Origin of the sequence: Clostridium cellulovorans 743B (genome assembly GCF_000145275.1) — a bacterium.
Lineage (GTDB): Bacteria > Bacillota > Clostridia > Clostridiales > Clostridiaceae > Clostridium_K > Clostridium_K cellulovorans.
On sequence record NC_014393.1, the window covers coordinates 2,106,631 to 2,121,467 of the forward strand.

Here is a 14,837-nt window from a genome sequence, read left to right on the forward strand (position 1 = left end):
TTATGAAGGGGTTAGATCTACAGGTTAACTCACATATCAATGTAACTTATGATAAGCAGGTGTTTAAAAGTGTTATTCAGTCTATTGATGAAGAGAAGCTTACTATCGGATTGCTAATGAAGGAAGGAAATTTTTTTATTCCACCTATCGGAAGTGAAATTGAGATTAACTATATCTCTAATTTACGAGTAAATAGTTTTAAAACAATAATTCGAGAATATATCAAAGATAATATTAATCTAATTGTTGTAGATAAACCCAAAGTTATTGAGCGATATCAAAGACGACGATTTGTAAGGGTAAATTTTTTAGTGGATTCCAAATTCCATGAAGTGAGTAAAGAAGAAGTTAGCAAGATATTGGAAAAAGGTGATACTAAAATCATTAACGACATCATTAATAGGTCTGGAAATGAAGTATCTAGTGCTAAGGTTCTTGATTTAAGTGCGTGTGGTGCTAAGGTTACATTTGATAAGCCAATGAAATTATATGATTATATAATTTTAGAAGTACCATTAAATGATCAATTATTAATTGTTTTAAGTAAAATCGTTTGTATAAATAAGGATGAGAGTAATAGAGTAACCTATGGGATTAATTTTGAAAATTTAAATGAACGTGATAGGGATAAAATAATTAAAGTTAGCTTTGCGATAATGAGACAACTTAGCAAAAGATTATAAGGGGGAAATATAATATGGCACTTGCAAACAGCACTACTATGAATGAGGAAATAATAACTAAATACATTCCATTAGTAAAATATATAGCTTCTAGAGTTATCATTGGGAAATCAAAGCATATTGAGTTTGATGATCTAGTAAGCAATGGAATTCTAGGACTGATGGATGCATTAAATAAATTTGATGAAAGTAAAGGAATGAAATTTTCATCTTATGCTTCAATAAGAATTAAAGGCGCTATGATAGATGAACTAAGAAGAAATAGCCCAATACCAAAAGGCGCTATGGATAAATTAAATAGATATAACAGTGCCATAGATTCTCTTAGAAATACATTGCTTAGGGAACCTACAGTGGATGAAATCGCTTGTGAGATGGCTATTGATATTGCTGATGTCATAGAAATTGAAAACCATATAAATTATCTTTCAGTAGTATCTTTAGAAGAATTAATATATTCAGAAGATGACGATATGCCGCTTATTGGCACCATAAAGGATAACAAAAGTCCGAGTCCAGAAAAAGATTTAGAGGACAAGGAAAAGATGGAATACTTAGCTAAAGCTATCGAACTTCTAAATGAAAAAGATAAATTAGTTTTAAATTTATATTATTATGAAGGATTAACTTTAAAAGAAATAGGCAAAATATTAGAAGTATCAGAATCTAGAGTTTGCCAATTGCATACAAGGGCCATTGCTCATTTAAGAAAGAACTTGAGCAAGTTAAAATACAAATAAGAGGTTAAAATGAATACACTATTTATTTTATTAATCGGCACTTTTTTAATAATCTTTAATGTTAAAATGATAAATAAAGATAAACAAAGCTTTAAGGACACCTTTGATGAAACAAAGGAGAATCTTCCTGATTACAAGTTAGAAATAGGACAATTACGAAAAGAATTTGCGGAGACAGTCCTTGAACTGCAAAGTGAAATTGAAAAATTGAAGTTTGAAATTTCTAATAAAGGGAATGAAGCCTCAGTAAATGAAGATAAAGAGGAAAAATTAGATTTTGAAAGTAAGGATGTACTTGGAATAGAAATTGAAGAGAATCATAAAACTATCGATCATGTTATAGATGATGAAGTGGCCTTGGATAGCGATGGGTTAGAATATGAAGATGAGGAAGTAGACGAATTTACTGTCAAAGATGTAAAGAAGGATGAGTTGTTGGACGATAATAGTAATGACAGTACAAATGATCAAAAGATACAAGAAGTAAGAGATATGATTGAGGCAGGTAAATCAATAGATGAAATTGCCAAGACTCTTAATATTGGAAAGGGTGAAGTACAATTAATAAAAGGTTTTTATTTACGGTAAAAAAAGTTCTTTCTGTATTAATGGATAGAAAAATAATGCTGGGGATTGGAATTGGTCTTTTGTTAGGTGCTTTGCTTCTTGGTACTGATAGAAGTTATTATCTGGATTCTGATACACAAGTAGAGATAAAAGCAAGGGCTATGGGGATGGAGTATCCTTCAGAGATGAAGGTTGATGTGAACGAGGAGGAAAAGAAATGATAAGAGCTTTATATACTTCCCTTTCAGGGATGATATCTAAGGAAGCAAGAATGAATTCAATTTCAAATAATCTAGCTAATGCCAATACAGTTGGCTACAAGTCAGATGATCTTATTCTCAAAAGTTTTGACCAAGTACTTTTAGAAAATAGAGGCAAAAAAAATGGTGAAGCTCATGTGAGAAATGAGCTAGGAGGTTTATCTCTAGGTGTTGAACTTGATGAAACATATACAGATTATAATCAAGGAACTTTAGAGAGTACTGATTCACAAACGGATTTAGCTATACTTGGAGACGGTTTTTTCACTGTTGAAAGGAACGGAAATAAGTTCTATACAAGAGATGGTAATTTTTCTGTTGATCCTCAGGGGTATATGGTAAATAGCAAAGGAGATTATTTACTGGGCAATAACGGAAATAGAATTTATGTTGCTAACGGTAAAATCGATGTGAAGGATAATGGGGTTCTTACTGTTGATAATGGTAATACCAAAGTAGCTTATAATTTAGATGTTGTTGATTTTGCTGATAAAAACACACTGGTTAGAAACGGAGACAATCTATATTCAGGTGGAAATCCTACAGCAGCGACAAAATTCAATGTTAAACAAAGGGCTTTAGAAAAGTCAAATGTTAATGTTGTAAATGGTATGATAGAAATGATGAGTGTATATAGAGAATTTGAAACAAATCAAAAAGTTATTCAGACTTTAGATGAGACACTTGGCAAATCAGTGAATCAATTAGGATCTGTAAGATAGCATTAGGAGGATAAAATGTTAAGTCTATTTTGGAATTCAAAAAGTTCAATGAACGCACAACAAAATAAATTAGATACGATTTCAAATAATATAGCTAATGTAAATACAACAGGCTATAGGGCGCTTCAAAGTAACTTCTCTGATTTGGTTTATGATTCATATAACAGATTAGGTACTCCTAACTCAGGTAAGGATACAGAGTTACTTATAGGAACAGGTACTAGGCTTGCAAGTACTATTAGAAATGATGTACAAGGTTCTCTTTTAGAAACCAAGGTAAGTACTGAATTCGCTTTAGATGGTCCAGGATTCTTTAAAATTACTACTGCGGATGGGACAGAAGCTTACACAAGAAATGGTAGCTTTAAAATAGATTCCAACGGAGATCTTTGTGATGATAAAGGAAATTATTTGAGTATAGAATTTAATGGACAACCTGTAAAATTTAATCCGAATAATTTTGCTGTCAATCCAGACGGAACTATTACAGTAAAAGAAGGGGAAGCTGCTAGAACTGTTGGTAGAATACCAATTTTTAATGCTATAGGAAATGATTCTTTTTCGTCAATTGCAGATAGTTTATATGTTCCAAAAGATGGAGTGCAAGTTTATAGAGAAAATAATACAGATATCCTTCAAGGATATTTAGAAAATTCTAATGTTGATATGTCAAAAGAAATGACAGACATGATTGTAACACAAAGAGCTTTTGAATTAAGTTCTAAAGTGTTATCCACAGGAGACCAAATGTGGGGTATTGTTAACAACATAAGAGGTAGATAGTAGCGTAAGGTTTGAACATAAAAAGTAGGAGATTTCTCCTACTTTTTTTATGTAATTTTATAGTTATCTCTCATATACTAGAATAGACTATAGATTTTCTAACTCTAATCTTGACTTATTAAAAAATAAATTTTCACAAATTTTATAAGTATGAGTCAAAGTTTAAGTATGGAAATCTTGTAATACTTAATCAAGGAGTTTATATATGAAAAATAATAATCCTTTCACTTTTCCTGGGCATTATTCATTTAATCCCTTTAACCTATATCCAATGCATCTAAATCCAAAGGAACAATCTTTTATAAAAAAGACTTCGCCAATGATATTGATTAAGACTATTCTTTTAAAAGAACTTTTAGATTAAAATAAAAATAAAAGAAATCCTTAAAAAGGATTTCTTTTATTTTTATTTTAAAGATTCTAATGCAGAAGTTAATGGTGGAATAACTTGTTTTTTTCTAGAAACTACTCCAGGGGCATATCCTGCATTGTTTGAAAGAGTCACGCCTAATGAACCAGCAGCAACATCTTTTTCTATACCAGTAGCAAGAACTAAAGAACTTTCTTCATAAATATCTGTAAGTAATAATAATATTGCACTATAGTTCTCATTATCAGCAGTTTTATTCATTAAATCAAGCATATCTTTTTTCATTGGCTCAAAGCCTTCTATATCCATTGTATTAACTTGACCTACTCCAACCTTACGTCCATTTATAACGAAGGATTTGAAGTCTTGATAGAAGATCTCGTCTAAAGTTTTACCTTGAAGAGAAGTTCCAGCTTTAAACATTTCTTTAGCAAAATGTTCAACATCTACATCAGCAATTTCTGCTAATCTGCTTAATACTTGTTTATCTATGTCTGTAGTTGTAGGTGATTTTAAGAGTAGAGTATCAGAAATAATTGCACCTAATAATAAACCAGCTACCCATTTTGGTATTTCAATGTTATTTGCAAAATATAAATTAGCAACAATAGTGCTCGTACTACCAACTGGTTCACATCTATAATATATAGGGTTTCTTGTTTCTATATTAGCTACTCTATGATGGTCTACTATTTCAACGATTTCTGCATCTTCTATACCATCTACAGCTTGAGTTCTTTCATTATGGTCAACTAATATAACCTTTTTCTTTTTTTGTGAAATTAAATGATATCTTGATACTGTACCAATTACTTTATCAAATTCACCAACTACAGGATAGCTTCTGTATCTAGTTTCTAACATGGTATCTTTGATGTCCTCAATAAAGCTATCGTTTCTAAAAGAAACTATATTATCTTTAGCCATTATATAGTTAATAGGAATACTTTGTATTATCAATCTTGAAGCTGTGAATGTATCATAAGGCGTTACAATAATACTAGTACCAAGTTCTTTTGCTTTAGTTATAACGTCGTCTTCTACAGAATGATTTCCTGTTATAACCATAAGTGAGCATTTATTTTCTATTATAGTAAGTTGAGCATCACGTCTATCTCCACAAATTACTATATCACCTTCTGATATATGTTCTTGTGCTGATTCTGGCTGCATTGCAGCTACCATAAGCTTTCCAGGGTAAACTGCATCTTCGTTATGTAAATAGATAATTTTAGCTGAAAGAGTGTCTAATATATTGTTAATTTTTGTTTTACTCTTTGCAAGAATATTATTATCCCATTCATCCATATGATTTGAAACTAAATTAGAAGCAGATGCAAGACCTAATAACTTGCCAGAAGCATCAGTAACAGGCAAACTTTTAACATCATATTCCTTCATTTTGCTCCATGCCATTTTAACAGAGATTTCTGGTGAAATTGAAGCAACTTTATCAATTTCTAAATCACTTAATTGAGGTCTTACAGTTTTTATAAGTTTTGGAGCCTCCACATTAAAATGATCTAATATAAATTGAGTTTCTCTACTAATATCTCCTAGTCTAATTGGAACATATTCGTTACCAGTTCCTTGTCTATTTTTAAGTTCAGCGTAGGATAGTGCTGCACATATAGAGTCGGAATCAGGATTTTTATGACCGCTAACGTAAATTATTTCCTTCATCATTTTCCCTCCTAAGTGTCGGATAAACTTATTCTATGTATTTTTATGTTAACTATAAGTATCCTTTTATATTTTATAGTCAAAGACATTGTTTGTAAACACTTTGTTCAGTATTTATGAAGAATGAAACCTAATACTTACATAAAAGTAGGTTGATAAACATATAAATGTATTAATTTATTATAACAAAGGGGGAAAAAAATGATCCATGATAATAGAATAAAACAATATGGTTTAAACAGTGAAGAAGCTGAGCAAAGGATTAAAAAGTATGGAAAAAACCAGATAGAAAATAAAAAATCCATATCACCGATTTTAATATTTATTAGACAGTTCAATGATCTTATGGTGTGGGTTTTAATAGGAGCTACGATTATTTCTTCTATAATGGGAGATAGGGCCGATGCAATAACGATAATACTCATTGTAATCATGAATGCTATAATGGGCTTTATCCAAGAATTTAGAACAGAGAAATCTCTAGAAGCACTGAAGCAAATGGCAGCACCAACAGCAAAGGTTATAAGGGATGAAAAATTACAAATTATAAATGCAGAACTATTAGTACCTGGAGACTTAATAATAATTGAAAGCGGAGATAGAATTCCAGCAGATTGCACTTTAGTGGAGAATAATAATCTTATCATCGATGAGGCATTGCTTACAGGGGAATCCGTTGGTGTTATAAAGAATCTTGGTAACAATAATAAGGTTTATATGGCAACTACAGTTCTTATAGGTAAAGGTGAAGCTGTAATAACAGCTACGGGGATGAACACTGAAATGGGGAAGATTGCTCATATGCTTCAAAATATTCAAGAAGAGAAATCTCCTCTTAAAGAGCGACTTGAAGACCTAGGAAAAATATTGGTTATATTATGTCTTTTAATTTGTATTGTTGTTACTGTAATGGGAATATTAAAGGGGAAAAATATTTATGATATGTTTTTACTAGGAGTTTCTTTAGCTGTAGCAGCTATTCCTGAGGGGCTTCCTGCAATAGTAACAGTAGCTTTAGCCTTAGGGGTATCAAGAATGCTTAAGAAAAATGCGTTGATTAGAAAGTTGCCAGCAGTAGAAACCTTGGGTTGTACTTCTATTATATGTACTGATAAAACTGGAACTTTAACACAGAATCTAATGACCCTTAAAAAAGTCTATGTAGATGGAAAAATTAAAGATATAGATGATGTATCAGTACAAACCCATGAAAGGTTAAAGGAGATCTTTGCTTTATGTTGTGACTGTGATTACAATTTTGATGAAGGGAATATGCAAAGAGTTGTAATTGGTGATCCAACGGAAACTGCACTAATTAAAGGATTCTTTCAGAAAAAAGAATCTTTGAGAGGTTTCTTAAATGGTTACAAGAAGTATTTTGAAATCCCTTTTGATTCTAATAGGAAAATGATGTCTGTACTATTTAAAAATGTAGAAGGAAATATTAGCTATGTCAAGGGAGCTCCGGAGAGGGTTCTGCCAAGATGTAAGTATATTATGATAGATGGGCAAGTGAAGCCAATAACTGATGTACATATAAGAGGAATTAAAGATGCTGTAGAAGCTTTATCTGATAATGCATTAAGATGTTTGGCAGGGGCGTATAAAGTTGGCAAGCAGGTTAATAGAGAAAATATGGAGCAGGACTTAGTTTTTGTTGCTATTACAGGAATAATCGACCCTCCAAGAAAAGAAGCAAAGGAAGCAGTGAGAAAATGTATAAGAGCAGGTATAAAACCTATTATGATTACTGGAGATCACAAAAATACTGCTTATGCTATAGGAAAAGAGCTGCTTATATGCAAAGATAAAGATGAGGTCATTACTGGAGATGAATTAGATAAAATCAGTGATGAAGATTTTATGAAGATTTCTGATAAAATAAAAATTTTTGCTAGGGTAAGTCCACATCATAAATACAGAATAGTAAAGAGCTTTAAGAAAAAAGGAAATATTGTTGCTATGACTGGAGATGGTGTTAATGATGCACCTGCAATAAAAGAATCAGACATAGGTATTTCCATGGGAATATCAGGAACAGATGTCACAAAAGAAGCAGCGGCTATGATATTACTAGATGATAACTTTTCAACAATAGTATCTGCCGTTGAAGAAGGTAGGGTAATATATTCTAATATAAGAAAGTTTATAAGATATCTTTTATCTTGTAATTTAGGCGAAGTACTTACTATGTTTTTAGCATCAGTATATGGGTTAGAGACACCACTGTTACCTATCCAAATCTTATTAGTTAACTTGGCAACTGATGGACTTCCTGCTATTGCGTTAGGAATGGATCCTTCAGATAAGGAAGCTATGTTACAAAAACCAAGGCAAAAAAATGAAAGTATATTTGCCAATGGATTAAAAGAAAAAATAATGATAAGAGGAACCTTAATTGGAATATGTACAATATTAGCGTTCATTGTTGGTATGTATAAAGGATACGATTTGAAAACATGCAGAACTTTAGCACTAGGAACTCTTATAATGTCTCAGCTTATCCATGTTTTTGAATGCAAAAGTGAGAATAATTCATTATTTGAGATTAATATTTTAGATAATCTTTATTTAGTAGCCTCAGTTTTGATTTCTGTAGTACTACTTATATCAATTATTTATGTACCTATGTTAAGTAATATTTTCCATACTTCTTCTTTAAATTTATCTCAATGGGCAATTATTGGCTTTTTTTCTGGAGTAATAGCATTTATAAGTAGTGTATATATGTTTATAAGAAAACATAATAAATAAAAAAGTATATTCATTGAGTTGTTAAAAGCTTGCAAGTCAGATGTTTTAAAATGAAAATAATCTTAAATAAAGGCAAAAGAGGAAAAGATACTTTATAAGATATAAAAAAATGATATAATAAACTAAAGATTAAACTTTAATATTATGAGGAGAAAACTAATGCAGAAGAAAATAATATTGTTTTGCATTCCATATGCAGGTGGGTCAGATATAGGATTTTATAAGTGGAAAGGACTACTAGATCCGCAAATAGAACTCTGTCCTATAGAACTAAAAGGCAGAGGGAAAAGATACGATGAAGGATTTTATAAGGATGTAAGTGAAGCAATAGATGATATATATGATCAAATTAAAGATAAGATTAAGGATAATAAATATGCTGTTTATGGACATAGTATGGGAAGTATGTTAGCCTATGAATTGTATAATAGGATTAACGTAGAAGGAAATAAATTGCCGATACATATGTTTTTCTCGGGGAGACAAGCTCCTAGTGCTAAAAGAAAAGAAGGGAATATACATATGTTGCCTAATGAGCAGTTTATTAGTAGAATCATTGAACTTGGGGGAACTCCAAAAGAGGTTACAGAAAGCAAAGAATTGATGGACTTTATTTTACCAATCTTACGTAATGATTTTAAACTTGTAGAGGCTTACAAATTAGAAGTTATGAGTAAAATTAAGTGTAATATCTCAGTACTCAATGGAGATAAAGATGATATCGATGAAGAAGGAATTTTAGCATGGAAGAACCATGCAGCAGATCAATGTAAGATATATACCTTTAATGGTGGTCATTTTTTCATAAATGATAAACTAGAAGAAGTTATTGAGATAATAAACGCTACTTTAAAGTAGAGGACTTATTAAAGAATGTAATTTGAATTATTTAAGTTTCATGTTAAATTAGTTTCTGGTGTTGATAATTATAAATGGGCTGTGGTGCTAGTGGGCAAAAACTCTAGTCCTCAGTCTTTTTAATTCTTGGAATAAAAAAATGAGCCACGCACTAATCACTTAGTGCGGCAGCTCTTTTATTTATGTCTTACTTTTTGTTGCATCTTAGGCATTTCGAAAGGTGCATCGTTAGGAACAAGATCTTTTCTAGTTGTGAAATTCCTTATATTGATGATAGAAATAGTTTCTTTGAAGGTACCTTCATTTTTATTCTTTTTATTTTTGCCATCACCCTTTAGACCTTGTAATATTACAGAATGGCCATTTTGAACATTCATAAATTCAGGTTTTTTAAACCACTTTTGCTTTGTATAAACACCAGTCACTATATTTTTAGAATAATCAGGTTTTATCACGACAGTTGCTTTTATTTTATGAAAAATCCAAAGGACAGTTTTCGTTTCAACCTTAATTGATAAAACCTTCCCTTGAGCTTGGGTTAACCTATCACCATATTTTTTCAAGTAAGAATTTTGAGAGTATTCGGTTATTTTTTGCATGAAACCCATAGATATAACTCCTTTACACATTTGATACATAATATGATTACACATAATACGAAATCATTATATCACATACATTTAAAAATCAAAACTATAATTTTATTTGGATATGTGGCTAAAAAACTTGTATTACACTAGTTATTAGGATAAAATACATATAGCTAAAGACAGGAGGAAAAATGATGAAAAATCAAAAAATAGCAGAAATTATAGACCATACATTATTAAAGCCAGAGGCAACAAAGGAAGAAGTTATTACTCTTTGCAGAGAAGCAAAGGAATATAATTTTGCATCAGTTTGTGTTAATCCAACTTTTGTAGCCTTAGCAGCAGAAGAACTTAAAGGAAGTTCTGTAAAGGTTTGTACAGTAATAGGTTTCCCTCTAGGTGCGAATACAAAGGAAGTAAAAGCTTTTGAAACTAGGGATGCTATTCTAAAGGGTGCTCACGAAGTGGATATGGTAATTAATATAGGAAAATTAAAAGATAAAGATTATGAAGGCGTAAAGGCTGATATTGAAGCTGTTACAAAAGAAGCTAAAGGTAAAGCTTTATCAAAGGTAATTATTGAAACTTGTTTACTAACTGACGAAGAGAAAGAGATCATTTGTAAATTAGCAGTTGAAGCAGGTACTGATTATGTTAAGACATCAACAGGATTTTCTAAAGGTGGTGCAACCAAAGAAGATATTGCACTAATGAGAAAAACTGTTGGTCCTAATATCGGTGTAAAAGCCTCAGGTGGAGTTAGAACATATGAGGATGCTAAGAATGTTATAGAGGCAGGAGCATCAAGGATAGGAGCTTCCGCATCTATAGCTATAGTAACTGGAGATAACAATAAAGAGAGCGATTATTAAAAGAAAAAGTGGTAAGAAAGTATAAAAACTTCTTACTGCTTTTATTTTTTATACATTTGTTACTTAAATTTGAATATTTATATATTAAATAGGGAAGGGGGGACAAATATGATACGACAACTTGATAGCAAGGAAGTTATTTATGATTTTACTTTTGATACAAAGGATGTTGGTAATAATAATTGTAATCCTGAGTATATTAAATCAATAAAAGACATAAAAATGGCACTTAATATTAATAAGACTGGATATAATGTATACCTAATTGATGAGTTCACTAATAATAAAATTCAGTATCTTACAAATCGGATAAGTGAATTTTATAAGGGGAAAGAAAGTCCGAAGGATATTTGCTACGTTACTTATTTAGATGAAAGAAAGCCAAAGTATATGTTCTTAAAGAGTGGAAATGGTAACCTCTTAAAGGCTACAGTTGAAAAATTACAGAAGACGATTCATGAAGTGACTATAGATTTTTATAATAATACAACTGATGAGAAAAAAGAGAAAATCCTACAAGAACTTCAGGAAAATAAAAATTTATTATTAGCTGATTTAGTTTCTCATTCAGAAAAGGAAGGTTTTGATCTTAAAATAACCCAGTATGGTTTTTCATTTATGCCTATGCTTGAGGGAAAACAAATTACAGAAAAGGAATTTGAAGAATTACCAGTAGGAAGAAGAACAGGACTAACAAAAAAGATGGATAAATTGAAAAGTGAGGCTAAAGAAATTCTTATAAAAATTTCTCAGCTTGAAAATGGTGAGATAGAAAAAATAAAAGTCATCATGAAAGAGTATTATGATACAGAATTAAAGAAGGAAAGAGACGAATATACAGAATTATTTTCTGATGAAGAGCAAGGGTTTCAATATCTTGAGTTTATTTATGAAAATGCTATTAAAGAATTAATTGAAAATTATACTTTAAGTTATGATGATGATGAAGAGAAGATTTCTGAAGTTATTTATAGATATATGATAAATGTCTTAGTCGATAATAGTAACAATGAAGAACCACCAGTTATTTATGTTGAAGATGCATCAATTAGTAATTTAGTAGGGACTATTGAATATGAAAATCAAAATGGTAACTATGTTACAGATATATCGATGATAAAGGCAGGGGATATCCTAAAAGCTAATGAAGGATGTATTATTATCAGAACTTCAAATCTTCTTAAATATCCTAATTCATATCACAAGTTTAAAAATATACTTTTAAATGGAAAAGCAGATATATCAATTAATAGATCAAGTCTAGAACTTTTTTATTTAAATTCTCCAGAGGTTGAGCCTATCCCAGTGAATGTAAAGGTTCTTTTGATTGGAGACTATTATACTTATGATGTTCTTTTTAATTATGATGAGGATTTTAAACATTTGTTTAAAATAAAGACAGAATGTAATCCATATGTAGAGCTTGATAAAGAAGTTTTAGATTGTTTCATCAGTGTTACTAATAAATTTGAAGAAGAAAACAATATAAAATTGCAAGATAATAAAGCATTAAAAGAACTTGCTAAATATTTAGCAAGAAAGTGTGAAGATAGAAGAAAGCTCCTTTTTGATTATGATGAGGTTGATAGAATATTATCTATAGCTAATTTTAATGCACAAAAAGAAAATAGGAGTAAAATATCTCAAAAAGATATTTTAGATGCTGCATATAATGAAGATTTATTAGAAAAAGAATATTTACAAGAATATAAAAACCACCGAATTCTCATAGAGACTAATGGATGTAGGGTAGGACAAATAAATGGGTTGTCTGTTATAAATAGTGGATATTTTAGCTTTGGAAAACCAATAAAAATTACTTGTTCTTGTTTTAGAGGTGAAGGTACGATTGTAGATATTCAAAAAGAAAATAATTTAAGTGGGGGAATACACAGAAAATCTGTAAGCATTTTAAAGGGATGTTTGTATAACTTATTAGAAATATATTATACACTTCCAGTAAATTTTTATCTTTCATTTGAACAACTTTATGGAAGGCTTGAAGGAGATAGTGCTTCAGTGGCAGAATTTATATCTATGATTTCAGCTTTAAGTAAGATTCCTGTAAAACAGAATATTGCAGTCACAGGATCTCTTGACCAGTTTGGAAATATACAGCCTATTGGTGGTGTAAATGAGAAAATAGAAGGCTTCTACAAGGTTTGTAAGTTGATTGATAATGTTTATAATAAAGGTGTACTTATACCATATATAAATAAGGATTCTGTAATATTAAACAAAGAGGTTGAAGATTGTATTTTAAGAGGAGACTTTAAAATTTTTGTTATGAAGGATATAAGAGACGCTATTGAGGTAATGCTCTGTAACGATAATTTAGATTATCAAGGAGTAATAAAGAAACTTAAGGATCAACTTGATGTATTTATGCGGTAAAAAATTGTAGATAGATTATCTATCTACAATTTTTATATTTATACATTGAATCTGAAGTTTACTACATCGCCATCTTGCATCACATATTCTTTTCCTTCAAGTCTGTAGTGTCCTTTTTCTTTAGCAATTGCTTCAGAACCACATTCTACTAGTTTATCATATGAAACTATTTCAGCTCTTATAAATCCTCTTTCAATATCAGAATGGATTTTTCCAGCTGCTGCTGGAGCTTTTGTACCTTGTTGAATAGTCCAAGCTCTAACTTCTTGAACACCAGCGGTTAAATAGCTCATTAATCCTAAAAGCTTATAGCTTGTTCTAATCAGTTTATCAAGTCCAGATTCGGTAAGTCCATATTCTCCAAGCATTTCAAGTTGTTCTTCTTCACTAAGGCCAGAAAGTTGTTCTTCAAGGTTAGCGCATACAACCATAACTTCAGAATTTTCTGCTGCAGCATATTCTCGAACTCTTTTAACATAGTCATTATCATCATCACCGTTTAATAAATCATCTTCAGAAATATTTGCAGCATATAAAACTGGTTTTGAAGTGATTAAAAATAATGATTTTACAAACTCTTCTTCTTCTTCAGCTACTTCAAGAGTACGAGCTGGTTTGTTTGCTTCGAGATGGACTTTTAATCTTTCCATAAGCTCATATTCACCTTTAGCTTTTTTATCTCCAGAACGTACAAGTTTTATTGATTTTTCCATTCTTCTTTCTAGAACTTCGATATCTGCGAAAATAAGTTCTAGAGTGATTATTTCAATATCACGAACTGGGTCGACAGTACCCTCTACATGAACAACATTTTCATCTTCAAAACAACGAACCACATGGCAGATAGCTGCGGATTCTCTTATGTGAGATAAGAATTTATTTCCTAATCCTTCACCCTTGGAGGCACCTTTAACTAGACCTGCAATATCATAAAATTCTACGTTTGCATATACTTTTCTTTTAGTGTTATATATTTTTTCTAAAACATCCAATCTTTTATCTGGAACATTTACCACACCTACATTTGGTTCGATGGTACAGAAAGGATAATTTGCTGATTCAGCGCCCGCTTTAGTTATAGCATTAAAAAGTGTACTTTTTCCTACGTTTGGCAGTCCTACAATTCCTAATTTCATCTTTGACATCCCTTCACAAAATACTTTTGTTATCCAAAGTATAATTATATATTACATGTTTAATTTTTTCAAATAAAAATAGCTATTATATATACTAACCACTAATTTTTAACTTATTTATCAAAATTTCAGCGATTGATTTTAGTAAAATCAATGGGAAAATATATATTGAGATTAAGAATTTACATAGATTGCATAAATGGTATATGTATTTGACGTAGAAACATTATTAGAAATTTATATTGATTTATAAACTGTGTATAGGTTTAATGTAGAAGTATTATAGAACTCTATATGGCATATTTTCATAAATAATACATTGGAATCATTTCCATAAAAACATAAAAACTAACAAAATTATTGTTTTGCTTTAGTCGTAAGAGGACAATTTGCGAAGAATTATATCAGAAATAAAGGGAAAATAA

14 protein-coding genes are annotated in these 14,837 nt (G+C 30.6%); 11 read left to right on the forward strand and 3 right to left on the reverse strand.

The annotated features are described in order from the left end of the window. Nucleotides 1-2 precede the first annotated feature (2 nt). The 7 genes from CLOCEL_RS08715 (at nt 3) to CLOCEL_RS23090 (ending at nt 4,119) form a co-directional block, all read left to right on the forward strand. A complete protein-coding gene (locus CLOCEL_RS08715) occupies nt 3-683 on the forward strand; it encodes a flagellar brake protein (protein WP_010077310.1) in 681 nt (226 codons plus the stop codon). 14 nt (nt 684-697) lie between these two features. Continuing rightward, complete coding sequence (locus CLOCEL_RS08720; RefSeq protein ID WP_010077309.1) at nt 698-1,423, forward strand: FliA/WhiG family RNA polymerase sigma factor; 726 nt, start codon at nt 698-700, stop codon at nt 1,421-1,423. Between the two features lie 9 nt (nt 1,424-1,432). After that, nucleotides 1,433-2,011: a helix-turn-helix domain-containing protein gene (locus tag CLOCEL_RS08725; protein ID WP_010077308.1), complete on the forward strand. Its 579-nt coding sequence runs from the start codon at nt 1,433-1,435 to the stop codon at nt 2,009-2,011. 35 nt (nt 2,012-2,046) lie between these two features. Beyond that, entirely contained in the window at nt 2,047-2,211 is a 165-nt protein-coding gene (locus CLOCEL_RS23085) for a hypothetical protein (RefSeq protein ID WP_010077307.1), read from the forward strand. Beyond that, the gene (flgF, locus tag CLOCEL_RS08730; protein ID WP_010077306.1) at nt 2,208-2,972 is read left to right on the forward strand and encodes a flagellar basal-body rod protein FlgF; all 765 of its coding nucleotides are present in this window, start codon (nt 2,208-2,210) and stop codon (nt 2,970-2,972) included. Before CLOCEL_RS23085 ends, flgF begins: the two co-directional genes overlap by 4 nt. Nucleotides 2,973-2,987: 15 nt before the next feature. Continuing rightward, the gene (locus tag CLOCEL_RS08735; RefSeq protein ID WP_010077305.1) at nt 2,988-3,755 is read left to right on the forward strand and encodes a flagellar basal-body rod protein FlgG; all 768 of its coding nucleotides are present in this window, start codon (nt 2,988-2,990) and stop codon (nt 3,753-3,755) included. 205 nt (nt 3,756-3,960) lie between these two features. Beyond that, the gene (locus CLOCEL_RS23090) at nt 3,961-4,119 is read left to right on the forward strand and encodes a hypothetical protein (protein ID WP_010077304.1); all 159 of its coding nucleotides are present in this window, start codon (nt 3,961-3,963) and stop codon (nt 4,117-4,119) included. Nucleotides 4,120-4,161: 42 nt separating this feature from the next. On the opposite strand, the gene CLOCEL_RS08740 is transcribed toward CLOCEL_RS23090, so the two are convergent. Beyond that, complete coding sequence (locus CLOCEL_RS08740; protein WP_010077303.1) at nt 4,162-5,808, reverse strand: putative manganese-dependent inorganic diphosphatase; 1,647 nt, start codon at nt 5,806-5,808, stop codon at nt 4,162-4,164. 201 nt (nt 5,809-6,009) lie between these two features. Here CLOCEL_RS08740 and CLOCEL_RS08745 point away from each other — a divergent pair, with 201 nt between their 5' ends. Both CLOCEL_RS08745 and CLOCEL_RS08750 read left to right on the forward strand, forming a co-directional pair. After that, on the forward strand, nt 6,010-8,562 hold the full coding sequence (locus CLOCEL_RS08745) for a calcium-translocating P-type ATPase, PMCA-type (RefSeq protein WP_010077302.1): 2,553 nt from the start codon (nt 6,010-6,012) through the stop codon (nt 8,560-8,562). 159 nt (nt 8,563-8,721) lie between these two features. Then, nucleotides 8,722-9,420, forward strand: a complete 699-nt coding sequence (locus tag CLOCEL_RS08750) for a thioesterase II family protein (protein ID WP_010077301.1) — start codon at nt 8,722-8,724, stop codon at nt 9,418-9,420. A gap of 176 nt (nt 9,421-9,596) precedes the next feature. Here the strand turns inward: CLOCEL_RS08750 and CLOCEL_RS08755 are convergent, their stop codons facing one another. Next, on the reverse strand, nt 9,597-10,028 hold the full coding sequence (locus CLOCEL_RS08755; RefSeq protein ID WP_010077300.1) for a hypothetical protein: 432 nt from the start codon (nt 10,026-10,028) through the stop codon (nt 9,597-9,599). Between the two features lie 176 nt (nt 10,029-10,204). Here CLOCEL_RS08755 and deoC point away from each other — a divergent pair, with 176 nt between their 5' ends. Both deoC and CLOCEL_RS08765 read left to right on the forward strand, forming a co-directional pair. Beyond that, nucleotides 10,205-10,882, forward strand: coding sequence for a deoxyribose-phosphate aldolase (gene deoC / locus CLOCEL_RS08760; protein WP_010077299.1), 678 nt, complete (start codon nt 10,205-10,207; stop codon nt 10,880-10,882). Nucleotides 10,883-10,990: 108 nt separating this feature from the next. Next, on the forward strand, nt 10,991-13,276 hold the full coding sequence (locus tag CLOCEL_RS08765) for an AAA family ATPase (RefSeq protein ID WP_010077298.1): 2,286 nt from the start codon (nt 10,991-10,993) through the stop codon (nt 13,274-13,276). A 38-nt stretch (nt 13,277-13,314) separates the two neighbouring features. Here CLOCEL_RS08765 and ychF read toward each other — a convergent pair whose 3' ends face one another. Then, complete coding sequence (gene ychF, locus CLOCEL_RS08770; RefSeq protein WP_010077297.1) at nt 13,315-14,412, reverse strand: redox-regulated ATPase YchF; 1,098 nt, start codon at nt 14,410-14,412, stop codon at nt 13,315-13,317. Nucleotides 14,413-14,837: the final 425 nt, after the last annotated feature.

What these genes read in the sequence shown, in the direction of transcription:
- CLOCEL_RS08725 (WP_010077308.1), top strand. Translation starts at nt 1,433, where the DNA reads ATGAATACACTATTTATTTTATTAATCGGCACTTTTTTAATAATCTTT.
- CLOCEL_RS08715 (WP_010077310.1), top strand. Translation starts at nt 3, where the DNA reads ATGAAGGGGTTAGATCTACAGGTTAACTCACATATCAATGTAACTTAT.
- CLOCEL_RS08750 (WP_010077301.1), top strand. Translation starts at nt 8,722, where the DNA reads ATGCAGAAGAAAATAATATTGTTTTGCATTCCATATGCAGGTGGGTCA.
- CLOCEL_RS23090 (WP_010077304.1), top strand. Translation starts at nt 3,961, where the DNA reads ATGAAAAATAATAATCCTTTCACTTTTCCTGGGCATTATTCATTTAAT.
- CLOCEL_RS23085 (WP_010077307.1), top strand. Translation starts at nt 2,047, where the DNA reads ATGCTGGGGATTGGAATTGGTCTTTTGTTAGGTGCTTTGCTTCTTGGT.
- CLOCEL_RS08735 (WP_010077305.1), top strand. Translation starts at nt 2,988, where the DNA reads ATGTTAAGTCTATTTTGGAATTCAAAAAGTTCAATGAACGCACAACAA.
- CLOCEL_RS08745 (WP_010077302.1), top strand. Translation starts at nt 6,010, where the DNA reads ATGATCCATGATAATAGAATAAAACAATATGGTTTAAACAGTGAAGAA.
- flgF (WP_010077306.1), top strand. Translation starts at nt 2,208, where the DNA reads ATGATAAGAGCTTTATATACTTCCCTTTCAGGGATGATATCTAAGGAA.
- CLOCEL_RS08720 (WP_010077309.1), top strand. Translation starts at nt 698, where the DNA reads ATGGCACTTGCAAACAGCACTACTATGAATGAGGAAATAATAACTAAA.
- CLOCEL_RS08765 (WP_010077298.1), top strand. Translation starts at nt 10,991, where the DNA reads ATGATACGACAACTTGATAGCAAGGAAGTTATTTATGATTTTACTTTT.
- CLOCEL_RS08755 (WP_010077300.1), bottom strand. Translation starts at nt 10,028, where the DNA reads ATGGGTTTCATGCAAAAAATAACCGAATACTCTCAAAATTCTTACTTG.
- deoC (WP_010077299.1), top strand. Translation starts at nt 10,205, where the DNA reads ATGAAAAATCAAAAAATAGCAGAAATTATAGACCATACATTATTAAAG.
- ychF (WP_010077297.1), bottom strand. Translation starts at nt 14,412, where the DNA reads ATGAAATTAGGAATTGTAGGACTGCCAAACGTAGGAAAAAGTACACTT.
- CLOCEL_RS08740 (WP_010077303.1), bottom strand. Translation starts at nt 5,808, where the DNA reads ATGAAGGAAATAATTTACGTTAGCGGTCATAAAAATCCTGATTCCGAC.